The 26,076-nt window shown below is 71.2% G+C and carries 26 protein-coding genes and 2 pseudogenes; 18 read left to right on the top strand and 10 right to left on the bottom strand.

Annotated features, from left to right (window positions below; translation table 11 throughout):
* The first annotated feature begins 18 nt into the window (after positions 1-18).
* From TR50_RS37865 to TR50_RS37845, 5 genes are all read left to right on the top strand, one after another.
* Positions 19-1,629 (top strand): radical SAM protein, encoded by a 1,611-nt coding sequence (locus TR50_RS37865; RefSeq protein ID WP_042433370.1) that lies wholly within the window; start codon positions 19-21, stop codon positions 1,627-1,629.
* Complete coding sequence (locus TR50_RS37860; RefSeq protein ID WP_152648851.1) at positions 1,626-2,534, top strand: lysophospholipid acyltransferase family protein; 909 nt, start codon at positions 1,626-1,628, stop codon at positions 2,532-2,534. The genes TR50_RS37865 and TR50_RS37860 overlap by 4 nt, the downstream gene beginning before the upstream one ends.
* A gap of 420 nt (positions 2,535-2,954) precedes the next feature.
* Complete coding sequence (locus TR50_RS49475; protein ID WP_052441789.1) at positions 2,955-5,720, top strand: NlpC/P60 family protein; 2,766 nt, start codon at positions 2,955-2,957, stop codon at positions 5,718-5,720.
* A gap of 206 nt (positions 5,721-5,926) precedes the next feature.
* Positions 5,927-6,103, top strand: a complete 177-nt coding sequence (locus TR50_RS47350) for a hypothetical protein (protein ID WP_160311256.1) — start codon at positions 5,927-5,929, stop codon at positions 6,101-6,103.
* 105 nt (positions 6,104-6,208) lie between these two features.
* Complete coding sequence (locus TR50_RS37845; RefSeq protein ID WP_042433365.1) at positions 6,209-6,820, top strand: YceI family protein; 612 nt, start codon at positions 6,209-6,211, stop codon at positions 6,818-6,820.
* 190 nt (positions 6,821-7,010) lie between these two features.
* Here the strand turns inward: TR50_RS37845 and TR50_RS37840 are convergent.
* Positions 7,011-7,211: pseudogene (locus TR50_RS37840) on the bottom strand (response regulator transcription factor); the annotation flags it as partial.
* Between the two features lie 61 nt (positions 7,212-7,272).
* Positions 7,273-8,175, bottom strand: coding sequence for a LysR family transcriptional regulator (locus TR50_RS37835; protein WP_152648850.1), 903 nt, complete (start codon positions 8,173-8,175; stop codon positions 7,273-7,275).
* 62 nt (positions 8,176-8,237) lie between these two features.
* Between TR50_RS37835 and TR50_RS37830 the strand changes: the two genes are divergently transcribed.
* From TR50_RS37830 to TR50_RS37815, 4 genes are all read left to right on the top strand, one after another.
* A complete protein-coding gene (locus TR50_RS37830; protein ID WP_042433360.1) occupies positions 8,238-9,164 on the top strand; it encodes an alpha/beta hydrolase in 927 nt (308 codons plus the stop codon).
* Entirely contained in the window at positions 9,161-10,054 is an 894-nt protein-coding gene (locus TR50_RS37825; RefSeq protein ID WP_042433357.1) for an NADP-dependent oxidoreductase, read from the top strand. The genes TR50_RS37830 and TR50_RS37825 overlap by 4 nt, the downstream gene beginning before the upstream one ends.
* Positions 10,055-10,099: 45 nt before the next feature.
* Positions 10,100-10,297, top strand: coding sequence for a hypothetical protein (locus TR50_RS37820; RefSeq protein WP_042433354.1), 198 nt, complete (start codon positions 10,100-10,102; stop codon positions 10,295-10,297).
* A 125-nt stretch (positions 10,298-10,422) separates the two neighbouring features.
* On the top strand, positions 10,423-11,373 hold the full coding sequence (locus TR50_RS37815; protein WP_042433351.1) for an alpha/beta fold hydrolase: 951 nt from the start codon (positions 10,423-10,425) through the stop codon (positions 11,371-11,373).
* Positions 11,374-11,920: 547 nt separating this feature from the next.
* Here the strand turns inward: TR50_RS37815 and TR50_RS37810 are convergent.
* Positions 11,921-12,691 (bottom strand): IclR family transcriptional regulator, encoded by a 771-nt coding sequence (locus TR50_RS37810; RefSeq protein WP_201776928.1) that lies wholly within the window; start codon positions 12,689-12,691, stop codon positions 11,921-11,923.
* Positions 12,692-12,759: 68 nt separating this feature from the next.
* On the opposite strand from TR50_RS37810, the gene TR50_RS37805 reads away from it, so the two are divergent.
* From TR50_RS37805 to TR50_RS37785, 5 genes are read left to right on the top strand one after another with little or no spacing between them, the layout of a single operon-like run.
* Positions 12,760-14,181: an MmgE/PrpD family protein gene (locus TR50_RS37805; protein ID WP_042433345.1), complete on the top strand. Its 1,422-nt coding sequence runs from the start codon at positions 12,760-12,762 to the stop codon at positions 14,179-14,181.
* Positions 14,182-14,204: 23 nt separating this feature from the next.
* Positions 14,205-15,095, top strand: a complete 891-nt coding sequence (locus TR50_RS37800) for an isocitrate lyase/PEP mutase family protein (protein ID WP_042433342.1) — start codon at positions 14,205-14,207, stop codon at positions 15,093-15,095.
* A gap of 1 nt (position 15,096) precedes the next feature.
* The gene (locus tag TR50_RS37795) at positions 15,097-16,347 is read left to right on the top strand and encodes a 3-isopropylmalate dehydratase large subunit (RefSeq protein ID WP_042433339.1); all 1,251 of its coding nucleotides are present in this window, start codon (positions 15,097-15,099) and stop codon (positions 16,345-16,347) included.
* Positions 16,344-16,925, top strand: coding sequence for a LeuD/DmdB family oxidoreductase small subunit (locus TR50_RS37790; protein ID WP_042433336.1), 582 nt, complete (start codon positions 16,344-16,346; stop codon positions 16,923-16,925). Before TR50_RS37795 ends, TR50_RS37790 begins: the two co-directional genes overlap by 4 nt.
* Complete coding sequence (locus tag TR50_RS37785) at positions 16,922-17,611, top strand: MBL fold metallo-hydrolase (RefSeq protein WP_052441788.1); 690 nt, start codon at positions 16,922-16,924, stop codon at positions 17,609-17,611. The genes TR50_RS37790 and TR50_RS37785 overlap by 4 nt, the downstream gene beginning before the upstream one ends.
* Positions 17,612-18,104: 493 nt before the next feature.
* Here the strand turns inward: TR50_RS37785 and TR50_RS37780 are convergent, their stop codons facing one another.
* A complete protein-coding gene (locus TR50_RS37780) occupies positions 18,105-19,010 on the bottom strand; it encodes a LysR family transcriptional regulator (protein ID WP_042433333.1) in 906 nt (301 codons plus the stop codon).
* Between the two features lie 138 nt (positions 19,011-19,148).
* Here TR50_RS37780 and TR50_RS37775 point away from each other — a divergent pair, with 138 nt between their 5' ends.
* Both TR50_RS37775 and TR50_RS37770 read left to right on the top strand, forming a co-directional pair.
* Positions 19,149-19,967 carry a 3'(2'),5'-bisphosphate nucleotidase CysQ gene (locus TR50_RS37775; RefSeq protein WP_042433330.1) on the top strand — a complete coding sequence of 273 codons (819 nt, stop codon included), beginning with the start codon at positions 19,149-19,151 and terminating at the stop codon, positions 19,965-19,967.
* Between the two features lie 40 nt (positions 19,968-20,007).
* Positions 20,008-20,604, top strand: a complete 597-nt coding sequence (locus tag TR50_RS37770; protein ID WP_042433327.1) for an NADPH-dependent F420 reductase — start codon at positions 20,008-20,010, stop codon at positions 20,602-20,604.
* 515 nt (positions 20,605-21,119) lie between these two features.
* On the opposite strand, the pseudogene TR50_RS49470 reads toward TR50_RS37770, so the two are convergent.
* From TR50_RS49470 to TR50_RS37755, 3 genes and pseudogenes are all read right to left on the bottom strand, one after another.
* Positions 21,120-21,286, bottom strand: a pseudogene (locus TR50_RS49470) (site-specific integrase); the annotation flags it as partial.
* Positions 21,287-21,316: 30 nt separating this feature from the next.
* Complete coding sequence (locus TR50_RS37760; protein WP_042433321.1) at positions 21,317-22,471, bottom strand: serine hydrolase domain-containing protein; 1,155 nt, start codon at positions 22,469-22,471, stop codon at positions 21,317-21,319.
* Between the two features lie 57 nt (positions 22,472-22,528).
* A complete protein-coding gene (locus TR50_RS37755) occupies positions 22,529-22,882 on the bottom strand; it encodes a hypothetical protein (RefSeq protein ID WP_042433318.1) in 354 nt (117 codons plus the stop codon).
* A 150-nt stretch (positions 22,883-23,032) separates the two neighbouring features.
* Between TR50_RS37755 and TR50_RS37750 the strand changes: the two genes are divergently transcribed.
* The gene (locus tag TR50_RS37750) at positions 23,033-24,256 is read left to right on the top strand and encodes a sensor histidine kinase (protein WP_042433314.1); all 1,224 of its coding nucleotides are present in this window, start codon (positions 23,033-23,035) and stop codon (positions 24,254-24,256) included.
* The gene (locus TR50_RS37745; protein ID WP_236654758.1) at positions 24,253-24,957 is read left to right on the top strand and encodes a response regulator transcription factor; all 705 of its coding nucleotides are present in this window, start codon (positions 24,253-24,255) and stop codon (positions 24,955-24,957) included. Before TR50_RS37750 ends, TR50_RS37745 begins: the two co-directional genes overlap by 4 nt.
* Here TR50_RS37745 and TR50_RS37740 read toward each other — a convergent pair.
* The 3 genes from TR50_RS37740 to TR50_RS37735 are packed head-to-tail and all read right to left on the bottom strand — an operon-like array spanning position 24,918 to position 25,947.
* The gene (locus tag TR50_RS37740; RefSeq protein WP_052441787.1) at positions 24,918-25,304 is read right to left on the bottom strand and encodes an alcohol dehydrogenase catalytic domain-containing protein; all 387 of its coding nucleotides are present in this window, start codon (positions 25,302-25,304) and stop codon (positions 24,918-24,920) included. The two genes, TR50_RS37745 and TR50_RS37740, sit on opposite strands and share 40 nt — an antisense overlap.
* A complete protein-coding gene (locus tag TR50_RS49465) occupies positions 25,247-25,489 on the bottom strand; it encodes a hypothetical protein (protein WP_236654759.1) in 243 nt (80 codons plus the stop codon). The genes TR50_RS37740 and TR50_RS49465 overlap by 58 nt, the downstream gene beginning before the upstream one ends.
* Positions 25,486-25,947 carry a cupin domain-containing protein gene (locus TR50_RS37735; protein ID WP_042433309.1) on the bottom strand — a complete coding sequence of 154 codons (462 nt, stop codon included), beginning with the start codon at positions 25,945-25,947 and terminating at the stop codon, positions 25,486-25,488. The genes TR50_RS49465 and TR50_RS37735 overlap by 4 nt, the downstream gene beginning before the upstream one ends.
* Positions 25,948-26,076: the final 129 nt, after the last annotated feature.

Genomic DNA, 26,076 nt, shown 5'->3' with positions numbered 1-26,076 from the left:
TCGACGAGGAGCAGCCGAATGAAATTCAGCGTCGCACCGCTTCCCGACTGGGCGGAGGTGGACGGTGACGACCTGATCCAGGTCGCCCGACATCACCGGATCCCCGCCGGGGGCAACGACGTTCTCATCGTGCCGGACGGTCGGCCCGGGTGGATGCGTTGCCCCGGGTCCATCGACGTTCTGCTGGACGCGCTCGACGGCACCGACGTCGCCGATCTCACGACATGGAGCGGTTTCGCGGAGATCGCCGACACGGTGCGCGCGTTGTACGACAACGGTCTGCTGTTCATCGGCGGTCGCACCGGGTTGCGCTCCGTGCCCACGCCCCGCAGGGCCGACGCGCAGGAGCCGCCGACGGCGCTGCTCCTCAAGCTCACCGGCGCGTGCGACATGGCCTGCAGTTACTGCTACGACTACGACGCACAGCGATGGCCCGGTCGCATGGACTCCGACGTCGCCCGACGGCTCATCAAGGAGTGCCTGCAACCAGGTCGGCGTCTGATGCTGATGTTCCACGGCGGAGAGCCTCTGCTGCGGTTCGCGCAGATCCGCGAACTCGTCGACTTCTCGAACCGGACCGCTGCCGAGGTGGGTGCGTCAGTCGACTTCACCATCCAGACCAACGGCCTCCACTTCAGCGAGCCCGTGGTCGACTTCCTGCGCACGCACCGCTTTTCGGTCGGGGTCTCCCTCGACGGGCCCAGGGAGATCCACGACCGGGACCGTGTCGACCACGGTGGCCGTGGCACGTTCGACCGGATCGCGGAGAACTTCCGTCTCTTCCCCGACTTCATGCGTCAGGAGGTCGGCTACATCAGCGTCGTCGGAACCACGGCCGACGCCGATCAGTTGCACGCCGCCTGGCGCTTCTTCCAGGAGCTGGGCGTCCTCACCTGGAAGCTCCTGCCCGCGGACGCCGAGGGCCGAGCGACCGGAAGGCCGGAGACCGCGCAGTTCCGCAAGGTCTTCGTCGAGTTCCTCGCCGATCGGCTTGAGGCGGTGCTGGCCGGGGAGTTGGAGCGGCCGTACCTGACCAATCTCGTGCAGCTGATCGAACCCTTTCTCTCCCTGGAACGCCCCAACATGTGCATGAAGATGCCCTGTGGTGCATCCGGCGACCTCCTAGTGCTCGATGCCGTGGGCTCGGTACGGGCGTGTGACTCCAGCAATCACCCCGCATTCCAACTTCTGACACGGGACGCCGTGCTCCCGCAGCCTGGTCGGACTCTGCTGCCACTTGTCGCTACCGCTGCCGGTGGGATCCAGGAGGTCCAGGAGGTCGCGAAGGTCGAAGAGGGCCCGGCGTCAGCGGACAGCCTGATCACCCGCAGCCGTGCGTCCACCTCCGCCCGCGCGTTCCGTGCACGCGAACGGTGGCTCCTCAGCGAGGCGCCGTGTGCCTCGTGTCCGTGGCTGCACCAGTGCGCGGGCACGTGCCCGGCGCGGGCCATGATCAACAACGGTTCGTTGTTCTCGATCGACGACCTGGAGTGCGCGACGCGACTCGCGCTCTTCCCGCGCATTCTGGCGGATGTCTCCCTCCCCGGATCACGGCTGCGTCAGTATCACGACCAGGCCAAGCAACGGGCCGGCGCAGCGCTGGCGGCCGCGGCGGCCCCACCTCGATGACCATCCGCGTGGAGGGCTCCAACTGGGACGTCGACGTCCTGCGGGCGCTCACCGAGTGCCCACCACCCGCAGCCGGCCCGGCAGAACGCCACCTGCATGTCCTCCGGCTGCTGGTCGACGTCATCGGGGGCGACGTGAAGCTCTTCCTGCGCCGACACGGCAGCAAGTACGTCGCACGGTGGCACCGTCCGTCCGACCCCATCACGGCCCTGGTCAGCTGGATGGCCGAGTACTTCCTCCGGCTCCACGACTTCATGCAGGTCGGACCGCGAGCGATCCCGACCTGGTCGGACGCCGTGCGAGAGGCGCGTGCCCTCGGGGACTCGGTGCGGCTGCTCATGGGGATGCAGCTCGGCTACACGCTCCTGTTGCCGTTGATCGTGGAGGAGGCGACGGGCAGACCCGCGTATCCCGTCGTGCACGAGCAGAATCCGCTGGTGCTGGAGATGTACCGCGAGCGACTGCGGCTGGGCAGGCCCCTGATCCTCACGGAACTGGGCTCCGCCGACATCCGACGGTGGCTCGACTCGGATGGCATCGTGATGGTGAACGTCGACACGAGCTACCCCGGCACACGGCACGCACGGCACCTGCCTTTTCTTGACGGTCGCCTGACCATCCCCACCGGTCTGCTCTCCCTTGCCGTCAGGAGGTCCTTCGACGTCAGGGCGATCGCTGCTCCTGGCGCGTGCGGGGGCGTGTCGCTCGAAATGAGTCCCCAACTACCGGGTGAGGTCGAGCAGGCGCTGCGCGGGTTCGGCGCCTGCTTCGAACGCTGGGTGGGCGAACACCCGGAGCAGTGGATGGCTTGGGGCAGCCTCCAGGAGGTACCGGCCGGCGGCGAGAAGGACTGGGACCTTGGACCGGAAGGCGTACCGGCGGCTGCGCGGGATCGGGCGTCCTGACGGGGTGTATTGCTCCGCCGGGCGCTCAGCCGTGCGTCGGCCAGGTCCTCCACCGACACGCTCTTGCGGGCCGCGCACGGATGGTCGGCCGAAACCTCACTGACGGGCCCGTGCTGCTCCCTCGCCCACGCCTTCTGCTCCCCGCCCAGACTGGCCCCACCCCAAAAGCCTGACCAAGCCCCACAAATGACCGGGGACGCGCTCGTCACCCGTGCTGGCCACGCGTGCTGCTCTCCCGTCCCTTGAACGTCTCACAAGTCATGTGAGATACCGCCTCAATCCGCAGCTCAGAGGCATGGGACGGCGTGAGACGGCCTTGGGCCGCCGCGGCGCGACGATCAACCCGCCCTGCTTGCCGCAGAGTTCTCACCGAACGCCCGGACGGGCGTTCGACTCCACCGCTCCGACAAGCGAGGTCTGATGCGCCTTCTCCGAGGGCACCCCACCGGACGCCTGGTCCTGGGCGCGGCCACCGCCGCATCCCTGGTCGTCGGCATGGTCGGCACCACGCCCGCCGCGTTCGCGGCCGGGCCGACGCCCCATCCCGCGGCCACGGCCGCGAAGGTTCCTGCCGCCACCGCCAGTTGGCAAGAGAACCTGGCCCAGGCCCACAAGGACGATGTGAACGTCGCCCACAGCGGCAAGGGCCTGCGGGTGCAGAACCCGAAGATCCACCCCGCCGCGTCGGGCCGGAACCAGGGCTACGGGCTGGTCACCTTCCCCGCGCACCGGATCCCGGCGCCGACGACCCGGGTCACCGTGGCGACCACCGCCGACAAGCCCGCCGGCTCGCAGCTCGAGGTCGACGTGCGCGGCCTCGGCGTGAACGGCCACTGGACCGAGTGGGCCACCGCCGACGCCAAGGGCGTCGCCAACCTGGCCTGGACGGCGTCGACCGTGCAGACGCGCGTCATGCTCTGGGACGACGCCAAGGGCGACAGCCCGGTGCTGTCGAAGCTGGCGCTCAGCGCCACCGCGGCCGGCCGCTCGCCGCGGCTGGCGCAGCCGTCCCCGACGGCCGAGACCTACAGGGTCTTCGCCACCCGCGAAGGGCTGGTCGGCAAGCCGACCGCGAACGGCCACACGATCCAGACGAACGACCACTTCGTCGCGCTTCCCTCCGGCAGCGCGCTGTCGCCGAACGGGAGCAGCACCTACTCGGTCCAGGTCTGCGGCCCCGCCCGCTGCGAGACCGCGCCCGTGTGGGACGTCGGTCCCTGGAACACGCACAACAACTACTGGGACCCCGGCTCCCAGCGCACCGAGTTCACCGATCTCGCCCAGGGCATGCCCGAGTCGCAGGCCGCCTACGAGACCGGCTACAACGGCGGCAAGGACGACCTCGGTTACACCGTCGGCAACCGGGCCGGCATCGACCTCGCCGACGGCACCTTCGCGGACATCGGTCTGTCGGACAACGGCTGGGTGTCCGTCACCTACCTGTGGACCAGCGGTGGCGGCACGCCGCCGCCCCCGCCGCCGCCGTCCACGACACCGGTCAACCTGTTCAACGGCCAGTGTCCGGCGAACATGAGCCAGGGCGAGAGCGACGGCTGCGTCATCGAGCTGCAGAACCTGCTGAACTCCTCAGGCGCGGGCCTCACCGTGGACGGCCAGTTCGGCCCGGCCACCTACGCCGCCGTGCGCAACTACCAGGCCTCGCACGGTCTGGGCGTGGACGGCGTCGTCGGCCCGAACACCAAGAGCGCCCTGTACGGAGCGCCGTCCGGAGGCACCGGCTCCGGCCTCCAGTTGGTCAACTGCGGCACGCTACAGGTCGGCTCCTCCGGCTCGTGCGTGACCACGCTGCAGACCATGCTCAACGCCTACGGCGCGGGCCTCACCGTCGACGGCCAGTTCGGCTCGGGGACGCAGACCGCGGTGGAGAACTTCCAGTCCTCGCACGGGCTGACCGCGGACGGCATCGTCGGCGTGAACACCACCTACGCGCTGAACGGCAGCGCCCCGGCGGGCGGCGGCAACACGCTCTCCAACTGCGGCACGCTGCAGCAGGGCGCGTCCGGCGCGTGTGTGACCACACTGCAGCAGATGCTGAACGGCTACGGCGCGGGCCTCACCGTCGACGGCCAGTTCGGCCCCGGCACCTTCACCGCCGTCGAGAACTTCCAGACGGCGCATGGCCTGTCGGTTGACGGCATCGTCGGCCCGGCGACCGAGGCGTCCCTGGAGAGCAACACCTACGGCACCTCCAGTACCGTCGACCTGCGCACCTCGTGCGGCACCATCGTGCAGGGCAACACCGGCAACTGCGTCGCCAGCCTCCAGGCGCTGCTCAACCAGCACGGCGCCAGCCTCAATGTGGACGGCCAGTTCGGTCCGCTCACCCTCACCGCGGTGGAGAGCTTCCAGACCGCCCACGGACTCACGGCGGACGGCCAGGTCGGCCCGGCCACCGAGGCGGCGCTGTACGCGACGGGCACCGGCGGCTGCTCGGACAGCAACTGCACCGGCACCGTCGACCTGCGCACCCAGTGCCCCGACCTGCAGCAGGGCTCGAGCGGCAACTGCGTCTCGACGCTGCAGACCCTGCTGAACGGCATGGGCCTGGGCTACAGCATCACCGTGGACGGGCAGTTCGGCCCGGCGACGGACTCCGCCGTCCGTGACTTCCAGGCCCGGGCGGGCCTGTCGGTGGACGGCGTCGTCGGGTCGGGCACCAAGGCGGCCCTGTACGGGCCGGTCCCGGCGCCGACGCCGACGGGCGGCAACGTCTCGCGCGGCAACATCGCGCAGATCGCGCTCGGTCAGTACGGCACCACCGGCACGGGCGACTACTGCAACCCGTACGGCCCGTGCGAGTACTGGTGCGCGGACTTCGCCGGCTGGGTGTGGAACCACGCGGGCGTCGACACCGCCGGCCTGGACGCGGGCGCGATCAGCTTCTACCGCTGGGGCCTGCGCCACGGCACGATCGAGAACTCCGGGGTGGTCCGCCAGGGCGACGCGATCGTCTTTGCCGACAACACCACCAGCGCGGACCACGTCGCGCTGGTCGCCTCGGTGGACTCGAACGGGCTGATCCAGGAGATCGGCGGCGACCAGGGCGGCAAGCCCGGCGCGGTGACCGAGTGGGCGCCGATGACGCTGTCGCAGCTGTCCGCGTACTACGGCGCGCCGATCCTCGCCGTGGTCTCCCCGATCAGCGACGGGCAGACCCACGCCTGATCCCTGATCCGGCCGCGCGCGCATGAAGTCAGGGCCTCCTGGTCAGTTCGGGATTGTCGAAACCCGAAGCCCGAAGCCCAGGAGGCCCTCATGTCTGTGTCTCGCGCCGTCATGCCCGTAGAGTCCAACTCGGTTCCCCGGTCATGTGATTGCCGCGCTCACCGGTGCGGGAATGTCCAGGTCCGTGCGTCGCCGCCGGTGCCGGGATGGATGGAAGGCAGGGCGGGCAGCCGGGGGGCTACCGCGACCGGCAGATGATCGACGCCGTGCCCCACACCGCCATCACCTACCTCTTCGACCCGCAGGGCCCCTACGCCGCGCACTGGCCCGACACGGCCGACGCCGCCGCCGTGGCGACCGGCCTGCGCAGCCTCCTCGGTTGAGCCCCAGCACCGATCACCGTCGTGCGCGCGACTTGGTTGACACTTCAACTTTCTCGTGTAGTCTCGGTACAAGAAGTTGAAGCATCAACCACTTGGAACGAAGCCATGGGCCTTTTCACCCGCAACAAGACCGCCAAGACCGCTCCCGTCGCCGTGCTCGGCGCCCCTGACCGGGACCTGTCCCACCTGAGCGGCGACTACACGATCGACCCGGCCCACAGCCGCATCGGCTTCGCCGTTCGCCACGCCATGGTCACCAACGTCCGCGGCCAGTTCGCCGAGTACTCCGGCGCGCTGCACATCGACGGCACGAACCCGGCCAAGTCCACCGCGGAACTGGTCATCAAGGTCGCCTCCGTCGACACCGGCAATGCCCAGCGCGACGAGCACCTGCGCACCGGCGACTTCTTCGAGGCCAACGCCCACCCTGAGATCACCTTCCGGTCGACCGCGGCCGAGCAGGTCGGCGAGAGCACCTACCGCCTGAGCGGCGACCTCACCGTCAAGGACACCACCCAGCAGGTCACGCTCGATCTCGAATTCAGCGGCGATGCGATCGACGTGTACGGCGCCAACCGGATCGGCTTCGAGGGCGGCACCACCATCGACCGCCGAGACTGGGGACTGACCTACAACGCTGCCCTCGAGACCGGCGGCGTCCTCATCGGAGAGAAGGTCAAGCTCATCCTGGACATCTCCGCCGTCAAGGACGCCTGACCTCGGCTCCGGGGCCTGGCGGCGCCGCGCGCTCGCGGTGTAGCGACGGTGCGGTTGAGCGCCGCCACGGAGGCTCCACGCCGGGGGTGCAGCCGTGGGGGGATCTCCCCGGAGGGAATCGCCTACTCCCAGGTCCCGATCCGGCCCGCGGTCCTGCAGCTGACCTGGGAGAACTCGTCCGGATCCCGGTTCAGCCCTGGAGGTGGGCGAGGACGGCGAGGACGCGGCGGTTGTCCTCCCCGGACTGCTCCAGGCCGAGCTTCTGGAAGATGCTGTTGCTGTGCTTGCTGACGGACTTCTCGGTGATGAACATCCGGGCGGCGATGGCCGCGTTGGAGCGACCCTCGGACATCAGGGCCAGCACTTCGCGCTCGCGCGGGGTCAGCTGGGCAGGACCCGAACGTGCCTGCATCGGCGGTGCGTTCGCAGGTCTGACCGGGTGCCGGGCGGCGTCAGGCCCCGTCCAGCGTCGCGACGATGGTGCCGCGCAGCCAGCGGTGGGCGGCGTCGTCGTCCAGGCGGGGGTGCCAGGACATGGCGTAGCTCATGGCGCCGATCTCCGGCGGGGCGGGGACGACGGTGGTGACACCGGGGACTGCCTGCTGGACCGCGAAGTCGGTGGGCAGGGTCGCCACCAGCGAGCTGCCCGGGACGGCGGCGGCTGCCGCCGCGTGGTAGGGCACAGTCACGCTCGCCCGCCGCGGGGAGCCGAGCGCCTCCAGGCGCCGGTCCACGTGCCCCTGTCGGCCGTCCGTGACGTCGACCACGATGTGGGCGCAGCCCAGATAGTCCTCCAACGACAGGGCGGCCCGCTGGGCAAGGGGGTGGTGACTGGGGATCAGGCAGGAGTATCCCTCCTCGAACAGCACGCGCGTGCGCAGGGGCGGCGGTGGAGTGCCGCCGTGGATCAGCAGATCCACCAGGCCGTGCTCGGCGTCCGCGAAGACGCCGTGATGCCAGCGGGAGAAAAGCACCGTCGAGGCCGGAGACTGCGCGAACACGCGTCCAAGCAGCGTGCCGGTGAGCACGGAGACGGTGTAGTCGGTGCCCGCGAGGCGGAAGGTGCGTGCGGCGGTCGCCGGATCGAAGGCCTCGCCGGAGAAGACGTGCTCCAGGCGCGGCAGCGCCTCCTGCAGCTCGGCCCGGATCCGCTCCGCCCGCGGGGTGAGCTGGTACCCGCTGGGCCCGCGCACGAGCAACTCGTCGCCCAGCGTGGCTCGCAAGCGTTGCAGCGCCCGGCTCATGGAGGGCTGGCCCATGTGCAGGCGCTCGGCGGCACGGGAGACATGCCGTTCTTCGAGCAGCGCGTGCAGCGGGGCCAGCAGGTTCAGGTCGACCGACTCTATGCGTGGCACGCATAGAGCATATGCACGATATGGCATTGCCGCATAGTGGCGGGTCGGAGCAGGGTTGCCGCATGAGCAAAGAACAGCGCGATGCGCTCGACACCCTCTTCCGTACCGGCCCGCTGAACATCGGCGGCGACCCCCACGAGCAGCGCGAGGTCTTCACGCGCGTGCTCGCCTCCCGCCCCCTGCCGGACGATGTGCTCCTGGAGTCCCGCACCATCGGCGGCGTCCCGGTGCTGGAAGTCTCCATCGACGGCGTCACCCCGAACGGCACCCTGCTCTGGTTCCACGGCGGCTTCTACGTCCTGGGCTCGCCCCGTACCTCGGCGGCCCTGGCTGCGAACGTCGCCCGGCGGACCGGAATGCGGGTCCTCTCGGTCGACTACCGGCTGGCCCCCGAGCACCCCTACCCGGCCGCACTGGACGACGCGCTGGCCGTCTACGGCGCCCTGCTCGACTCGCTGGGCGGCTACTCCAGGACGGCGGGCACCTGGGCGACCTGCGCCGTGATCGGCGAGTCCGCGGGTGCCGGACTGGCGGCGGCGCTGCTGGCCGCGGCCCGCGACCAGGGTCTGCCGATGCCGGCCGCCGGCGTCCTGTTCTCGCCGTACGCGGATCTGACGCTGTCCGGGGCGAGTATGACGACGAAGGCGGCCGTCGACCCGTCGTTCGCCCCGGAGGCGATCGCGGTCCGGGCCAAGGACTACGTGGGCGCCGCCGACGCGTCCGATCCGCTGGTCAGCCCGGTCTTCGCGGACCTGCGCGGCCTGCCGCCGCTGCTGATCCAGGCCGGCTCGCACGAACTGCTGCTCGACGACGCGGTCCGGCTCGCCGCCCGTGCCGCCGCCGACGACGTACCCGTCACCCTGGAGGTCACCCCGGGCGTCCCGCACCTGTTCCAGGCGTTCGCCGCGATGCTGGACGAGGGCGAGGCCGCGCTGCGGCGGGTGACCGAGTTCCTGGCTGCCACGCTCGGCTCCGGAGCCTCGCGATGACCGCGACGATGCGGGCGGTGCGGTTCGACCACTACGGAGGTCGCGACGTCCTCCGCCTCGCCGAGGTGGAGATCCCCTCACCAGGGCCGGGCGAGCTCCTGGTCAAGGTGGTGGCCGCCGGGATCAACCCCGGTGAGGCCGCGATCCGTTCGGGCGCGCTGCACGACCGCTTCCCCGCGACCTTCCCCTCGGGTCAGGGCAGCGACTTCGCGGGCGTGGTGGTCGGGACCGGGGCCGAGGTGCTCGGCTGGACCTGGGACCGGGCCAGCCACGCCGGGTACGTGGTCGTCCCTGAGGCCCAGGTGGTGCCCAAACCGGCCGGGCTCGACTGGGAGGCCGCCGGGTCGCTCTGCGTCGCCGGCGCCACGGCGTTCGCCGCCACCCGGGCGCTCGCCGTGCGCGAGGGCGACGTGGTGGCGGTCTCGGCGGCGGCCGGGGGAGTGGGCAGCATCGCCGTTCAACTGCTGCGCCGCAGCGGCGCGACGGTGCTCGCCATCGCCTCCGAGGCCAACCACGCGTGGCTGGCCGGCAAGGGCGCCATCCCCGTCGCCTACGGCCCCGGCCTGTTCGATGCCCTGGAGCCGTACCAGGTCGACGCGTTCGTCGACCTGCACGGTCCTGAGGACCTGGACCTCGCGGTGCGGCTGGGCGTCCGGCCCTCGCGCATCAACACCGTCATCGCCTTCGACAAGGCCGCCGAGATCGGCGCCCGAACCGACGGCAGCACGGCCGGCACCAGCGCCGAGGTTCTGGCCCACCTGGCCGACCTCGCCGCCACCGGGCAGCTCGAACTGCCCATCGCCGCCACGTTCCCGCTCGCTGACGTCCGGCGCGCCTTCGAGCTCGTCGAGGCCCGCCACACCCACGGAAAGGTGGTCCTGCTGCCATGACCTCCGATATCGCCGCCGTCACCACGACCCGCTGGTCCTCCGACCGTGCCGAAGACCGGTTCACCGTCGAGGACCCGGCCACCGGACAGGAGATCACCACCGTCCAGGGCGGCGAGCGGCTACGGGCGCGAGCACGCCATCGACACCCTGCGCGAGTTCACCTACCAGAAGGTGATCCGCTTCCCCACCGGCCTGGCCCCCGTGCCGCAGTGGCGCGCCGTCACGGAGCTCTACGGCGTGTGAGCCGGGGCGGGTGGTCCGCCGACGATGCGGGGGTTAAGCCCCCTGGCCCGGGGGGCCAGCACCATCGTCGGCGGGTGTCCGCAGCGGCGAGGCTGGAACCCGGATCACCAAGGAGGGAAGGTTCCATGGACACCAACCACAGCCCCCGGACTGTCCGTCGCCGGCGCCCGGTGCTCGCTCTCGCAGCCGCCGCACTGGTGGTCGGCGGACTCACCGCCTGCGCCACTGCCGGGGCAACCGAGGCCCACCCGACCGCAGCCACGACCGCCGCCGCATCCTCGTCCGCGTCTGCCGGCTCGCAGTCGGTGACGCACCTGCTCACCGTCGACGGGCACCGGCTCGCGTTCTACGTGACGCCCGGCAGCCGCCGTCTGCCGGTCATCGTCCTCGACGCCGGGGGAGGACTCGACGCCTCCTACTGGAAGAAGGTCGCCCCTGTCCTCGCTCGGCAGACCGGTGCCGAGGTCATCACCTACGACCGCTCTGGCGAGGGACGCAGCCCCTACGTCCCCGGGCCGTGGCGGGCGCCGAACGCCGCGGCCGACCTCGCCGGGGGGCTGGCACAGCTCGGCGTCACCAAGCACGTCGTCCTGGTGTCGCACTCGCTGGCCGGCGAGATCGCGACCTACTTCGTCCGCGCGCATCCCCAGGCCGTGGCCGGGGCGGTCCTGGTGGACGCCAGCCTGCCGCAGTTCTACACCGCCGCGGAAACGGAGCGGATCGTCGCCGCGAACCAGCAGCAGATCGATGCGCTCAAGGGCCGGCCGCTCACCCCGGCGACCCGTCAACTCCTCGACGAGGCGGACGGCTACGGGCCTGTGCACCTCGCGTATCACCAGCTGGCCTGGCCCGATTCGGTCCCCGCCACCGCCATCGTCTCCGCCACGACGCCCTTCCCTGCCGGCGTCGACGCCCAGCTGTGGCGCCAGGCCCAGCGGGAGTTCGCCGACGCCGCACCCAACCGGCACCTGGTCGTGGCCGACCACAGCTCCCACGACATCCCGCTCGACCGGCCGGACGTCGTCGTCAACGCCGTCGAGGCCATGGTCAAGCAGGCGCACCCGCAAGGGTCGTGAGCACGAGGGCTCAGGCGGGGAGCCCGACCGCCTCACAGGCCTCCCCGATCAGCTGGTCCAGGCTCCGGGGCAGCCCCTCCTCGCTCGACGAAGGCCAGATACAGGTCCAGATGTCAGGGGTAGATCCGACGGGTGTTCGCCTGAGCGTCCCCCGAGTTGCCGGAGGTTCCAGATCATTTCGTGAGCCACTTTCCGACCGTGAACCGGGCAACGATTGACCGGCCCACCGCCGCCGGCTGCTCTTCAACCTCGGTCTTGCCGCCGCTGCGGCTTGCCGTCCCGGCTGAAGCCGAACCAACGGCCAGCAGATGGGATGCGAGGTGTCCGACGCCGTCGCAACGAACGACTGCTGTAACGCCAGACGCCGATGGCGACTCAGATCGCTGTACACACTCGCGAGCCTCATCCCTGAGGCACTGAGCAACGAGGGGCCATCTCCGTCATGTCAACTCTCCAGAAGGCGACCACGTCTGTTCCGTGCCCACCCGCAGGCACAGGCGCAGCCGCAGCCGCAGGCACACCGCGAGCCGAGGGGCTCCGAGACTCGTCACAGGTCCAGTTGGTCGACCGTCTCGCCGGGGTAGGGCCCGAGGACGGCGGCCAGTCGAGGGCTCAGGTCGCGGCACGCGGCGAGGAGAGGCTTCAGGACGCGGGGGAAGGCGGCCTCGGTGAGCCGCGAGGCCGGACCGGCGACGGTGATGGCGCCGAGTGTGGTGGGTTCTTCCGGGACGTTCTCGTCCCGGTAGGCCAGGAGCGGCGCCGAGACGCCGTTGACGCCGGGGTGGTTCTCGCCGAACGACGTTTCGTAGCCGCGCTCGCGGATCGCCGCGAGCTGCGCGGGAGTGGTGCCGACGAGGTCGATTGACGCCAGCTCCCGCTCGGGCAGGTAGGCGAGGATGATGCGGCCGCTGCTGCCGACGGCCAGGGGCGAGCGCTCGCCGAGCACGCCCGCGGGCTCCGCGATCGGGCCTGAGGGAGCCGGAACGCCGAGCACGAGGACGCGCGCGGAGCCGGAGCGCAGGTGCACGACGACGGCTTCACCGGTGATGTGGGCAAGGCGGCTGACGGCAGGGTGGACGGCGCGCAGCACGGCGGGGCGCGGTCCGATCAGCGTGGCCAGGGCCACCGATCTGCCGGCGAGCCGGTAGCCGCTGCGTCCGAGGTGCTCGAGGTAGCCGCCCCGCTCCAACTCCTGCAGGACCCGGAAGGTCTGGGACTGCGACAGTCCCACACGCTCGGCGACCGCGCGCAGCGGAGCGGGCTGGCGCATGCCTGCGAGGGCCTCCAGCATCTGAAGTCCGCGCAGGGCCGTGCTCATACCGGCCATGCTTGCAGAAAACGCAAGTTAGGTGGAAGCCGTCGCTGCGACGGTGCGGCAATACCCCCATGAACCTGAACCGTCCGTCCGAGCCCGGCGGCGTCACCGGCCGGCTCGTGACCTGGATCCACGACCTCGCCTGGGAGGACGTCCCCGCCCACGTCCGCGACCGTGCGGCCCACCTGCTGCTCGACGGCCTCGGCTGCGCCCTGGTCGGCGCGCAACTGCCGTGGTCGAGGCTGGCGACCGAGGCCGTGCTCGGCGTCGAGGGCGGCGGTGACGCCGTCGTGATCGGCACCGGCCGCACCACGACGCCCGCGGGCGCGGCGCTGCTGAACAGCACCTACGTCCAGGGCTTCGAACTCGACGACTTCCACCCGCTCGCGCCCCTGCACAGCGCCTCGCTGCTGGTGCCCTCGCTCCTGGCCACGGCCGACCATCTGGGCCGCGAGGTGAGCGGCCGCGACCTGCTGCTGGCGGCGATCGTGGGGTTCGAGGTCGGTCCGCGGGTCGGCCACTCGATCGGCGGCACCGAGATGCTCCTGCGCGGCTGGCACTCCGGACCGGTTTTCGGCACCAGCTCCGCAGCGGCGGCCTGCGCCAAGCTGCGCGGGCTCGATCCCGCGCGGACCGAGGACGCCCTCGGCTTCGCCGCCACCCAGTCGGCGGGACTCATGTCGGCCCAGTACGAGGCGATGGGCAAGCGCATGCAGCACGGCTTCGCCGCCCGCAACGGCTTCTACTCCGCGGCCTTGGCGGCCACCGGCTACACCGGAATCGACCAGGTCTTCGAACGCGAGTACGGCGGCTATGTGGCGGTCTACGGGGAAGGCCACCCGACCGACCTCGAAGCCATCGTCCGGGGCCTGGGCACGACCTGGGAGACCACGGCGGTCGTGGTGAAGTCCTGGGCCGTCATGGGCGGGCTGCACGGCGCGGTCCAGGCCGCCCAGGCGCTGCGCGAAAGGCTCGCGGGACGCGTGATCGAACGGATCGAGGCCCGGGTCGGCGGTGTGGTCCACCACCACGGCTGGTGGGAGCCGCAGCGCCCGCTGGAGGCGATCGGCGCCCAGATGAACATCGGCTACGCGACCGCCGTCACGCTGCTCGACGGCACCGCGCTGCCCGAGCAGTTCACCGCCGACCGGCTCGACGCCGACGACGTCTGGGAGCTGATCGACCGCACGGCCGTCACCCTGGACCGCTCGATCGACGAGCTGCCGCTGACCGAACGGTTCCAGACCCACCTCGCCCTCACGTTCACCGACGGATCGACCGACAGCGAGTCCGTCGTCGCCCCGCACGGCAACCCGCTCGACCCGGTCACCAACGACGAAGTCGTCGCCAAGTTCCACGCCCTGACCAGCCGCGTCATGGACGCCGACCGCGCCTCGGCGATCGTCGACGCCGTGCACGGACTCGCGGAAGCGGACTCGATCGCCCCGCTCACGGCCCTGCTGGCCGGCCCCGTGGGAAGGGCGCTCGACTGATGAAGACCAGCAAAGGAGGGACCATGACCACACCCGCACGCGCCCGCCTGCGCGAGCTGCTCGACGCCGGCCGGCTGGTCGTCGCACCGGGCGTCTTCGACGGCATCAGCGCCCATCTGGCGAGGCGCACCGGCCACGTCGCCGCGTACCTCACCGGAGCAGGCGTCGCCGCCTCCGGCTTCGGACTGCCCGACATCGGTCTGGTGACCCAGACCGAGATGGTCGAACGCGCCCGGATGATGGTTCGCGTGCTCGGCGACGTGCCCCTCCTGGCCGACGCCGACACCGGCTACGGCGCTCCCGTCAACGTCGTCCGGACCGTGCGCGAGTACCAGGACGCCGGAGTCGCGGCGATCCAACTCGAGGACCAGGCCTTCCCGAAGAAGTGCGGCCACCTGCCCGACAAGGAGCTCGTCAGCGCCGCGGACTTCCTGCGCACGCTCGGCGCCGCCGTCGAGGCGCGCACCGACAGCGGGATGCTGATCATCGCCCGCACCGACGCCCGCGGCCCGCTCGGACTCGACGAGGCGATCAAGCGGGCCAACATGTACGTCGCCGCGGGCGCGGACATCCTGTTCGTCGAGGCGCCGCAGAGCACGGAGGAGATCGAGCGGATCGCCGCCGAGGTCGAGGCGCCGCTCCTGCTCAACCTCGTCATCGGCGGCCTGACCCCCGAGCAGTCCGCCGAGCGGCTCCAGGAACTCGGATTCGCCGTCGCGATCCACCCCTCCGCCGCGCTCGCGCACAGCGCGCTCGGATCGCTGACCGCGCTGTGCCGGCTGCGCGGGATCACGGTCGACGCGTTCCTGCCCAGCCGGCCGGAGGAGTTCTTCAACCTCGTCGGCATGGCCGAGTGGTTCGAACTCGGTGAGAGGTACCGGCCCGCCCCCGCCCGAGAAGGAACGGAGTCCTGATATGGGCATGACCATGATGGAGCGGATCCTGGCCCGCAGGGCCGGTCTCGCCTCCGTCGCCGTCGGCGACACCGTGACCGTGGACGTTGACATGACGGTCCTGATCGACCTGCAGTTCTCCACGATGTGGCTGCAGCCGCTCAGGATCGCCGACCCCGACAAGGTCGCGATCGTGATGGACCACGCCGTCCCCGCACCCACGATCAAGGACGCCGCCGGCGGCCCGCACGCGCGCAGGTTCGCCGCCGAGTTCGGGATCTCACGCTTCTACGACGTCGGCCGGCACGGCATCTGCCACCAGGTCGTCGCCGAGAACGGCCTCGCCAGGCCCGGCGAGATCCTCGCCTGCACCGACAGCCACACCTGCGCCGGCGGGGCGTACAACACCGCGGCGCGCGGGCTCGGCCCGGCCGAGGTCTACTCGATCCTGTGCACCGGCCGCACGTGGTTCCAGGTCTCCCCGACCATCCGCTACGAACTGCTCGGCGAGATGCCCGCGGGCGTCAGCGGCAAGGACGTCTTCCTCCACGTGGCCAACGAGTTCGGCGACGCGACCAACCTCAACCTCGAGTACGGCGGCCCCGGCCTCGCCTCGATGCCCCTGCACGACCGCCGCACCATCGCGACCCAGGGAGCCGAACTCTCGGCGGACTTCTCGACCTTCGCCCACGACGACGTACTCGCCGCGCACTTCGAGGCGCTCGGCGTCACCGACTACCAGCCCTCCCACGCCGATTCGGACGCCACGTACGCCGACGTGCGCGAGATCGACCTGTCGACCCTCGTGCCCTACGTGGCGCGCCCCGGCACGGTCTCCCGCAACGGCCTGCCCGTCACCGAGATCGAGCCCCGGAAGATCGACCAGGCGTTCATCGGCTCGTGCGCCAACGGCCAGCTCGACGACCTTCGCATCGCCGCCGGCGTGCTGCGCGGCAAGCAGGTCGCCGCCGGAGTTCGACTGATCGTCACCCCGGCCAGTCAGCAGGTGTACCGGGACGCCCTGCGCCTGGGCTATCTGCAAGACATCGCCGACGCCGGAGGGGTGGTCACGAACGCGACGTGCGGCGCGTGCTTCGGTTACCACATGGGGCTCGTCGGCCCCGGCGAAGTATGCCTGACCTCGTCCACCCGGAACTTCACGGGCCGGATGGGCTCGCCCGAGGCAGAGATCTACATGGCGTCCCCCGCCACGGTCGCGGCCTCCGCGATCGCCGGCCGCATCGTCGACGCACGCGAGGGGACCGCACGATGAGCAACGCACCGCAGGCCGACGGTCTGCAGGTCACCGGACGTGTCTGGGTGTTCGGCGACGGACTGACCACCGACGACATGTACCCGCCGGACGCCATGAAGCTCGATATCCCCGAGGCCGCGAAACAGGTCTTCTACAACGTCCGCCCCGGCTGGACCGACCAGGTAGGGCGCGGCGACATCGTGGTCGCCGGACGCAACTTCGGCCTCGGCTCCTCGCGACCCGTCGCAGCACTCCTCAACCAGCTCGGCGTCGCAGCACTCATCGCCGAGGAGTTCAACTCCTTGTTCTTCAGGAACGCCGTCAACGCGGGCCTGCCGGCGATGACGGTGCCCGACGCGACGTCGATCTTCAGCGACGGAGACCTCGCCGCGATCGACCTGGCCACCGGAACCTGGACGAACCGGACCACGCAGGCAACCGGAAAGGTGCCTCCGCTGCCCGGCTTGGTCCTGGAGATCATCGCCGGAGGTGGGATCCTGCCCCGGCTCGCTCAGCAGGGCTACCTTCCGACCGACCTCGTCGACATCCTTCGATCACCCGCGGTGGCGGCTGCCGGCCAGGGGAGCGGCGCATGAGCGGCCTGGCCCCCGGGATCCTGCGCATCCCCACCCGCGGGGACGGCGACAACTGCTTCCTCGTCACCGACGAGGACGGCCTCACCCTGGTCGACGTCGGCTGGAAGAACGCCCCCACCGTCATCCGCCACGCTCTCGAAGCAGAGGGAAGAAGGCTCGAGGACATCAGGCGCATCGTGATCACCCACGCCCATCCCGACCACGTCCGTGGTCTGGCCGAACTGGTCACCCGCACCAACGCCGACGTGCTCATCCACGAGCAGGACGCGCCCTGGCTCGCTGCCGGCCGCGTTCCCCGCGACGGCAGGTCCGGCCGCCTCGGCCGGACGATCGACCGGGTGCCCTTGCTCCACTGGCAGCCTGTCACCGCGACCGCGACCGTCGCCGACGGCAACCGTGTCGGCGCGCTGCGGGTGATCCACACCCCCGGCCACAGCCCTGGCCACATCGCGCTGCTGCACGAGCCCAGCCGAGCCCTGCTGGTCGGCGACGCCGTCTTCCACCGCGGCGAACTCGCCACCGGTCCCGACGCCCTCGCCGCCGACCCCGCGGTCCGAAACGCCTCCTACGCACGGCTGCCCCGCGACGTCACCGCCGTCGGCTTCTCCCACGGCGCACCACTGCTCGGGGGCGAGACCGACCACTTCGCCACCTGGCTCGCAGGGGCGGCCGACAGCGCAGGATGAGCCAGCCGGGTGAAAGGACCGGCGAGCCCGACGGCCCGACGCCCCGCGCGCGGACGAACGGGTCCGCGAGGTCAGCCGGTCCTCACCCCGCGCGGCGGTGTGCTGGTCGAGCGTCTCGGCGCGTTCGACCAGCACGGCGAAGAACGAGTACCTCCAGCCGGCGACGGAACGGCCCTTGCTGCGACGATGTCGGTTGCCGCCGGTCCGGATCTGGATCTCCTGGCCCAGGTGGATCCCGCAGGGGCGGGTTCCGCCTGCGTCGGCGGTGCCGGGCTGGAGCGGTCCGGATGCGGCGCCAACGTACGAGAGTCGCGTGGGCGCAGCCCCGTGAACGGGGGTATCCATGACGGCTCCGCTGCCGTGATCACTCCAGCCCACGCGGGATCATCCCAGGGTGAGTGCCGCCCCACCGTGGCGCACGTGGTGGCCTCCACGGTCATCGGCTGAGACGGGAAGCCTTCGGGTTCTCTCTTCGTGGCCCGGACGGCGCCGCCTACGACGTCGCGCCCGCGGTCAGGGCGGTTCGCGCCAGTCCGCGCAGCCAGGTGTGGGCGTGGTCGGTGTCGTAGCGCTGATGCCACGACAGGTAGATCGGGGCCGACGGCAGTTCGAGCGGGAGGGGGAGCACGACCAGGCCGAGGTCGGCGACCGCTGACCGCGTGGTGGCTTCGGGGACGCTGACCAGGAGATCGGAGCCGCGCGCGAACTCCAGCGCGGCCGCTTCCGTGGGCGCGGTCGCCACCACCCGGCGGGTCAGGCCGATCCGCGCGAGGGCGTCGTCGAGGGCATTGGTGAGGTTTCCACGTCGCGAGACGGTGACGTGCTCAGCGGCGGCGTACCGCTTGGGGGTGACGGCCCTGACGCGGGTGAGGGGGTGCCCCTGCCTCACGACGATGACGAGGCGGGTCTCTCCGACGTTCTCAGCCCGGATGTCCGGCGCGCTCGGGCGGTTGGCGTTCGCCTCGAGGTCGACCTCTCCGCGCCGCAACTCGGGGGTGTCGGTGCTCGATTCCGCGACGAAGCGCAGTCGCACCCCCGGCGCCTGTCCGCGCGCGGCCGCAAGCAGCGCGGGGCCGCTCAAGGCGACCAGCGAATCGTGCCAGCGGAGTGTGAACGTGCGCTCCAAGGTCGCCAGATCGAGTTCACGGCTCGGTGCCAGCACCCCCTGGACCTGGTGCAGCAGCTCGTGCACCTGGGCCCGGACGGCGATCGCATACGGCGTCGGGGTCATCGTGCGGCCGGTGCGCACCAGGATCTGATCCCCGGTCGTGCGCCGGATTCGGCCCAGGCTCCGGCTCATCGCGGGGGCGGTGACGTGCAGGCGCGCGGCCGCCCCGGCCACGCTGCCCTCCTCCAGCAGCGCGTCGAGCGCGGCGAGCAGGTTCAAATCCAATTGCATGTGAGTAATTCTAGCGGTGCGTGACATGCATTTGATGTTAATTGAAGGGCTGTATACCTTCGAGACGAGAGCGCGGGACGGAACGAAAGGCGTGGCCCGACCGCCCCCATCACCCCCTTCCTCGACGGGAGTTCTGCCATGTCTGAGACGCTTCAGACCACTGACGTGGCCGCGTCCGATGCCGACCTGCTCGGCCAGACCGTGATCGCCGTGCGCTCGGCCGGTTCGGCGCTGCGCGAGCGCTTCGGCGAGGTGGTCCGCTACCAGACGCGCGAAGAGCTGATGAGCGCGCTTGCCGCCAATGACGACACGGCCCTCGGCATCCTGCGCCCCCGCCTCACGCGCCTTCGCCCAGACGCCGGCTGGGTGGAGGACGAGCTGGACGGCGGGGCGCTGCCGGCCGGCGAATGGTGGGTCGTGGATCCGGCCGAGGGCAACGTCAACCACCTGCACGCGCTGCCGGAGTGGGCGGTGACCGCCACCCTCGTGCGCGAGAACCAGCCGGTGCTCACCGCGGTCCACCTGCCGTTGACCGGCGAGACCTACACCGCGCTGACCGGCGCCGGCGCCCACGTCGACGGCCGGCCGCTGCACGTCTCCCAGACAGCGGACCTCGGCCTCGGCATGGTGGCCACAAGCCAGGCCCGGCCGGACGAGGACGAGCAGATCGTGCGGCGCGTCGGCTCCTCGATCGCCGCGATGCTCTCCGGCGCGCTCGTCGTGCGCACCGCCGTGCCCGCGACCCTGCACCTGCTGAACGTGGCCGCCGGCCGGATCGACGCCTTCTGGCAGTTCGCCGGCGCCCGCGCGGACCTGCTGCCCGGGGCACTGCTCGTGACCGAAGCCGGGGGACAGCTCTCCGACGCCGAGGGCCGCCCCTGGACCCCGCGAAGCGAGAGCTTCCTGGCCGCCGCGCCCGGCATCCACGCCCAGGCCGTCGCCACGCTCTCACGCTGACGCGCACCGCAAACCGCACCCACGGAAGGACCAGACCATCATGACCACGATCGCAGTTCTCGGAAACGGCCGCGTCGGCGGCAATCTGGCCGCAGCCCTCACCCGGGCAGGGCACGAGGTGACGGTGGCGGACCGCACGCCGGGCGCCGCCGTCGCCGCTGCCCGGACAGCACAGATCGTCATCAACGCCACCCCCGGCGCCGGCTCGCTGGACCTCTTCGTCGCCCTGCGCGAGGAACTGCGCGGCAAGATTCTCGTCGACGTCTCCAACGCCACCGTCGATGCACCGGACGGGCTGCCCGCGGACCTGCTCTACCCCGGCTCGAGCCTCGCCGAGCAACTCCAAGAGGCGCTCCCGGAAACGCGCGTCGTCAAGACACTCAACACGATGCTCTTCCCGGTGATGACCGCGCCCGCCACGCTCACCCGGGCGCCCGATGCCTTCCTGTCCGGCGAGGACCCTAAGGCCAAGCAGACCGTCCGTGAAGTCCTCATCGACCTCGGCTGGCGCGAGGAGTGGATCACCGATCTCGGCGGGATCCAGAGCGCCCGCGCCACAGAGGCCGCGATCCTGTTCGTGCCGCACGTGATTCGGTCCAGCGGTTTCGTGCCCTTCGCGATCTCGATCGCCCGCTGATCCGCACACACTGCACAACCCCTGGCGGCGCTTTACCCCATAACGGATACGAACGCGCAGCCAGGCCCTTCAGCGCCGGACAGCGGTCGGTGGCGAGCCCCTCCGGGAGCCGTCGGCCTGGCGCGTAGGGATCGGCACGTCTCAGGGCCGGCCGCGCTTGCAGAACTGGTCGCGAAGCGGGTGGGCGGGCAGTGGGGAGCACAGAGGAACTGGGCGGCAGATGGGCCCCAACGCTCCGACCAGCGGGGGCCACACCTTCGGCCGCCTGCGGTCACTCGTCGCCCAGCACGATGTCCATGTCGTGGAAAAGGGGCGAACCGACGAACCTGAACAACCTCGGCACCGCACTCCAAGAGGTTGGGCGGTTCGAGCAGGCGATCGAGGTACAGCAACAGGCCGCGGCCATCCTGTCACAGTGCCGGAACTCCGACACCCCGAAGTAGCCTCCCTCCATGAACCGACCCTGTGGGGCTCGTAAGTCGTCGCTGCAGGTGGGGCTATGGGCAAGCCCCCGGAAGGGCCTCGCCGAGGGCGACCCGGATGGTGCGGTGAGCTTGGTGGGCAGTTTCGGCGGTGCACCCGGTGTCCAAGTGAAGCGCTCCAGGTGCTCCGGCTCCAGCTTCTCCAGTCGGTGAGCGCCGAGACCGGGGACGAGGTGCACGCGGACCGCGACCTCGTACCCTGCCGTGAGTGGTTCTCTGGGAGGCGTGGTTCAGCCGCACAGGGCCGCGTCGACGGCATCCTCGGCTGGCTGGAGGTCCGCCATGCTGGTCGGGTCGACGGTCATGGTGACGCTGGCGGCGCGTCCGTCGTCGGTGGCGGCGCTCCAGGTTCCGTAGCCGGGGATGCTGCCGTTGTGCCACCAGACGGTCTTGTGGCACGACAGCTGCGTCCTCATGATCCCCAGTCCGTAGTCGTAGCCAGGTACGCCCGTGGGGACGGTGGTGCGCATCTGCTTGAGCTCGGGGCCACTGAGGAGGTGGCCTTCCTTCATGAGCTCGGAGAAGAACCGGGTGAGGTCGGAGCTGGTGGAGACCATGGCGCCCGCCGCCCAGGCCGCGGAGGGGTCGATCTCGGTGACATCACGCAGCGCTCCGTCCGGGCCGTCCTTGTGGTAGCCGTGGGGGTGGGGCCCTCGGAGGGTGGTCTCGGCGGGGTCGGGGAGGTACGTGCCGCGCAGCCCGATCTTCTTGATGATGCGCTTGTCGACCTCCTCGGCAAGGGGCCGTCCGGTGACCTTTTCCACGATCATCCCGGCCACCAGGTAGTTCGTGTTGCTGTACCCCCAACTCGTTCCCGGGGCGAAGACGGCTTCGTGTCGCAGCGCGATGTCCAGGGTGTCGCGGGGAGAGAGGTAGCGGCGCTGGAGGATGTCGTCGGTGACGTCGTCCTCGTAGTCGGGAAGTCCGCTGGTGTGCTGCAGGAGCTGACGCACCGTGATGTGGCGTCCGTCGATGCCTTGGCCGCGCAGGAGGCCGGGCAGGTAGGTCTCGACCGGGTCATCGAGGCGGATCTTGCCCTCGCCGACCAGTTGCAGCACGACCACCGCGGTGAACGTCTTGGTGACGCTGCCGATCCGCACCTGGCCGTTTCGGGGCACCTTCGCGGAGCTGGCCAGGTCCCCGATTCCCGCGGCATAGGTACGGGTGTGGCCGGCCTGGTCACGGACGGCGGCCAGAGCGCCAGGCACGTGATCGGGGCTCACCATCGCGTTCAGACGCCGCTGGGTGGCGTCCGGCCTGGCGCCCCCCGGGGCGGCAACGGCGGACGGGGCGAGCGCGCCGAGGGCGAGGGCCCCGATGGCGACGGCGGTGTGAGTCGTCCTGCGACGCAGGAGGCTGAACCGAAGCGGCGTACGTGAGTTCATGGAATGTCACCTCTGATGGTGTGTGCGGTCTTGGGTTCGCCGGGGTTCCCGGCGCGGTCAGTGCCCGGAGAGGTTGCGGCGGACGCACTCGACGTACTGGTGGAGGCCGTCGGGGCGGTAGCACTCCTGGGTGTGGTTCGCGTACCAGGCGATGAAGGCGGCGGCCAGGACGGACGCCGCGATCGCGGCGAGCGACAGCAGCAGGCCGGCCAGCGCGCGGCCTCGGCCTGTGCCGGTACGTCCGGACAGTCGCAGGGCGATGGTGCCCGTGACCAGGCCGGCGGCGCCGACCAGGCCGCCGACGACCGCGAACGAGGTGAACAGGCTGAGCGTGCCCAGCACCACGGCCGCGGTCGCCGGTGTGTTGCGTGCTGCTGCGGGCCGGGCGGCCGTCGTTCCAGGGGTGTGCATCCGCTGTCCTTCCGTGGCAGGCCCGGTCGCTCCGGGCCTGACCGATCCTGGAACAAGGCGCTCCGTGCGCGCCTCCCGGACGGGAGGGAAACCGCGCTCCCCCGATCGGGGGAGGAGGCCGGTAGTGCACGGACGTCATACTTGGCGTCCATGACCTGGGGAATCCGGCCGTTGCTCCGCGGCTCTACGTACACGGGCGTGCTGTTCGCGTTCCTCGGCGCGGCGGCGAGCACGGTGCTGCTGCCGTTCGCTGTGCTGCCCGCGCTGCTGTGGGAGTCCGGCCCGTACGGGGCGCGGGCCGCGCTGGTGCTGGTGGTATGGGCGGGGCTGATCGCCGCGGCCGGGCTGGCCCGCACCACCCGGCGGGTGCTGATCGCGGGGGCCCGCCGCCTGCTCGACGCGCCGCTGCCGGAGTCGGCCGGGCCGCTCGGCGCGGACCGGCGGCGGACCCCGCTGTGGCTGCTGCTGCACGTCGCCGCGGGCTGGGCCGCGACGCTGACGGCCAATCTGCTGCTGCTGGCGGCGCTGGCCCTGCCAGGGCGCTGGCTCGGCGGTGAGGCGGAACTGTCGCTGTTCGGCCGGACGCTGCGCTCCGGGGACGGTTGGGCGAGCTGGGCGGCGGCCTTGCTGTGCGTGCTGTCGGCGGCGCTGGTGTGCGTGGCGGTGTCGGGCGTCCTGCGCCGCCTGGCACCGCGCCTGCTTGGCCCCTCCCCGGCGGAAAGGCTCGCGCTGGCAGCCGCACGGGAACGGCGGCTGGCCGAACGCAACCGGCTGGCCCAGGAGTTGCACGACTCGATCGGACACACCCTGACGGCGGCCACCATCCAGGCGGCGGTGGTCGGCGAAGTGCTCACCAGCGATCCAATGGCCGCACGGGCCGCCCTGCGCAGCATCGAGGACTCGACCCGGGCCGCCTTGGAGGACCTCGACTACGTCCTGGGCGTGCTGCGCGAGGAGGCCGCGGGCACGGCACCCGCCCGGACGCTGGCCGACCTGCCCGAACTGCTCGACCGGCTGCGGCACACGGGCACGGTGGTCGAGCCCGACCTGTCAGGCGACATGGCCCGGGTGCCGGCGGCGCTGTCGCGGGCGGCCTACCGGATCCTCCAGGAGGGGGTGACCAACGCGCTACGGCACGGCGCGGACGGCCCGATCCGCATCACGGCTGCGCTCTCGCCCGACGGCCTGGCCCTGGGCGTGGCCAACCGGACCGGCCGCGGCCGGAGCGGGCGGGCGGCCTTTCCGACCTCCGGCCACGGACTCCCGGGCCTCGCCGAACGGGTGCGCCTGCTGCACGGCGAGTTCCGGGCCGGGCCGGACGGCGCCGGCCACTGGGTCCTGACGGCCCGCCTCCCCGTCCGGACTCCCGCATGAGCGCCCCGGCCCCGATGGGCGCCCCGATTCCGCCTGCCCCGCCCGTCGGCGCCACGCTGCTGATCGCCGACGACGACGCGGTGACCCGCAGCGGCCTGCGCGTCCTGCTCGCGGCCCAGCCTGGGATCACCGTGGTCGGCGAGGCCGCCGACGGCCTCGAAGCGGTCGAAGGGGCCCGGCGGCTGCGGCCGGACGTGGTGCTGATGGACGTGCGGATGCCGCGCTGCAACGGCATCGAGGCGACCCGGCGGATCCTCGCGGAAGTGCCGGACCCGCCCAAGGTCATGGTGATCACCACGTTCGAGAACGACGGCCACGTCACCGCCGCGCTCAGCGCCGGTGCCAGCGGGTTCGCGCTCAAACGCCTCCCCGTGCCCCGGATCGCCCAGGCCGTGCGGACCGTCGCGGCGGGGGAGGAGATCCTTTTCCCGGCCGACCTGCGCCGGATGGTCACCGCCCGCCCGCTGGACTCCGCGAAGGCCCTGCCGGACGCCGGCCTGACACTCCGCGAGGAGGCCGTGCTCCGGCTGATGGCCACCGGACGCTCCAACCCCGAGATCGCCCACGCGCTCACCGTCAGCCCGGAGACCGTCAAGACCCACGTCGGGAACATCCTGACCAAGCTCAGCGCGCAGAACCGCACCCACGCCGTGGTGATCGCCTACGAATCCGGCCTGGTCGTCCCCGGGCTGCCCGGCTGACGACCCCGCCGGGCACCGAGCGTGCCTTCACTGAGGCTCCCCGCGCCCGGGCGAACTGGGCGGCGGCGGCCCACCCCGCCCAGGCACCCGTTGACGAAGACCGCCTGCCCGGGCCGGATTTCCGCCGTGGCCTGGTAGGCGGTCACGCCCACGGTCGGCAGGGCGGCGGCCTGCTCGTACGAAAGCTCCGCCGGTTTGTGCACGACCGCCGTCTCCGGGGCCGTCACCATCTCGGCGAACGCCCCCGCCTGCCGGAACCGAGCCCGGCCGAGTACCGCGTCGCCGGCCTTCAGTCGGGTGACGCCGGCGCCGACCGCCTCGACGACTCCGGCGAAGTCGTGCCCCATCGCCCGGGGAAGGAGCGGCCGGTCATCAGCTTCAGCTCGCCGTTGCGCAGCTTCCAGTCCAGCGCGTTGGAAGCCGCCGCTCGGACGCGGACGAGAACCTCGTCCTGACCCGGGCGTGGTGGCTCGAACTCAGCGAGCCGCATCACCTCGGGGCCGCCGTAGCGGTCGTATTGAAGGCGCTTCACGGGGCGTACTCGTTCGAGATCTCGGTGGCGTAGTTCTTCCAGAGCGGTTGCATGGTCTCGGCGTTGACCGGCTGCCCGGAATCGATCATGGCCTTGAAGTCACGGAAGTACTGCACATACAGGTCCGGCGTGAAGGTGTTCAGCATGACCGCGTTCTCGTCGCCGACGTTCGCGAATGTGTGCGGCGCCCCGGTCGGCACGATGACCCAGGTGCCCGGCCCGGCGTCGTACTGGTCCTCGCCGACGGTGAACCGGAAAGTTCCCGCCAGCACGTAGAAGCCCTCGTCATGCTGGGCGTGGCGATGCTGCAACGGGCTCGGGGTGCCCGGCGGAATGGTGACCTCGGCGAACCCCAGCCGGTGGTCGGTGTGCTCGCCGTTCTCCAGGATGCGGATCTGCTGCGCCCCGCTGCCGAGGATCTCGCCCTCACCGGGGCGGACGATGTTTACCTTCGCCACGATTTCTCCTATGGCTATTGTCTGCCTTGGTCACCACCATCCTTGTCCGGGCCGGCTGTGCGCGTCTTGGTCGTCTGTGCACGGTTGCTGGTCACCAGCGCACGGGCGTTGTAACCGTAGGTCGCCTTG

It is taken from the genome of Streptacidiphilus anmyonensis (assembly GCF_000787855.1).
GTDB classification, from domain to species: domain Bacteria; phylum Actinomycetota; class Actinomycetes; order Streptomycetales; family Streptomycetaceae; genus Streptacidiphilus; species Streptacidiphilus anmyonensis.
The sequence above is the reverse complement of the archived record's forward strand: the minus strand, read 5'-3'. Positions and strand labels throughout refer to the sequence as shown.

Excerpts from the sequence above, each read along its gene's own strand:
- TR50_RS37800 (WP_042433342.1), top strand. The coding sequence starts at position 14,205 with ATGACCACACCCGCACGCGCCCGCCTGCGCGAGCTGCTCGACGCCGGC.
- TR50_RS37770 (WP_042433327.1), top strand. The coding sequence starts at position 20,008 with ATGACCACGATCGCAGTTCTCGGAAACGGCCGCGTCGGCGGCAATCTG.
- TR50_RS37760 (WP_042433321.1), bottom strand. The coding sequence starts at position 22,471 with ATGAACTCACGTACGCCGCTTCGGTTCAGCCTCCTGCGTCGCAGGACG.
- TR50_RS37780 (WP_042433333.1), bottom strand. The coding sequence starts at position 19,010 with ATGCAATTGGATTTGAACCTGCTCGCCGCGCTCGACGCGCTGCTGGAG.
- TR50_RS37830 (WP_042433360.1), top strand. The coding sequence starts at position 8,238 with ATGAGCAAAGAACAGCGCGATGCGCTCGACACCCTCTTCCGTACCGGC.
- TR50_RS37790 (WP_042433336.1), top strand. The coding sequence starts at position 16,344 with ATGAGCAACGCACCGCAGGCCGACGGTCTGCAGGTCACCGGACGTGTC.
- TR50_RS37795 (WP_042433339.1), top strand. The coding sequence starts at position 15,097 with ATGGGCATGACCATGATGGAGCGGATCCTGGCCCGCAGGGCCGGTCTC.
- TR50_RS37845 (WP_042433365.1), top strand. The coding sequence starts at position 6,209 with ATGGGCCTTTTCACCCGCAACAAGACCGCCAAGACCGCTCCCGTCGCC.
- TR50_RS37825 (WP_042433357.1), top strand. The coding sequence starts at position 9,161 with ATGACCGCGACGATGCGGGCGGTGCGGTTCGACCACTACGGAGGTCGC.
- TR50_RS37750 (WP_042433314.1), top strand. The coding sequence starts at position 23,033 with ATGACCTGGGGAATCCGGCCGTTGCTCCGCGGCTCTACGTACACGGGC.
- TR50_RS37775 (WP_042433330.1), top strand. The coding sequence starts at position 19,149 with ATGTCTGAGACGCTTCAGACCACTGACGTGGCCGCGTCCGATGCCGAC.
- TR50_RS37815 (WP_042433351.1), top strand. The coding sequence starts at position 10,423 with ATGGACACCAACCACAGCCCCCGGACTGTCCGTCGCCGGCGCCCGGTG.
- TR50_RS37865 (WP_042433370.1), top strand. The coding sequence starts at position 19 with ATGAAATTCAGCGTCGCACCGCTTCCCGACTGGGCGGAGGTGGACGGT.
- TR50_RS37785 (WP_052441788.1), top strand. The coding sequence starts at position 16,922 with ATGAGCGGCCTGGCCCCCGGGATCCTGCGCATCCCCACCCGCGGGGAC.
- TR50_RS37810 (WP_201776928.1), bottom strand. The coding sequence starts at position 12,691 with ATGAGCACGGCCCTGCGCGGACTTCAGATGCTGGAGGCCCTCGCAGGC.
- TR50_RS37805 (WP_042433345.1), top strand. The coding sequence starts at position 12,760 with ATGAACCTGAACCGTCCGTCCGAGCCCGGCGGCGTCACCGGCCGGCTC.
- TR50_RS47350 (WP_160311256.1), top strand. The coding sequence starts at position 5,927 with ATGGATGGAAGGCAGGGCGGGCAGCCGGGGGGCTACCGCGACCGGCAG.
- TR50_RS49475 (WP_052441789.1), top strand. The coding sequence starts at position 2,955 with ATGCGCCTTCTCCGAGGGCACCCCACCGGACGCCTGGTCCTGGGCGCG.
- TR50_RS37745 (WP_236654758.1), top strand. The coding sequence starts at position 24,253 with ATGAGCGCCCCGGCCCCGATGGGCGCCCCGATTCCGCCTGCCCCGCCC.
- TR50_RS37740 (WP_052441787.1), bottom strand. The coding sequence starts at position 25,304 with ATGGGGCACGACTTCGCCGGAGTCGTCGAGGCGGTCGGCGCCGGCGTC.
- TR50_RS37755 (WP_042433318.1), bottom strand. The coding sequence starts at position 22,882 with ATGCACACCCCTGGAACGACGGCCGCCCGGCCCGCAGCAGCACGCAAC.
- TR50_RS37860 (WP_152648851.1), top strand. The coding sequence starts at position 1,626 with ATGACCATCCGCGTGGAGGGCTCCAACTGGGACGTCGACGTCCTGCGG.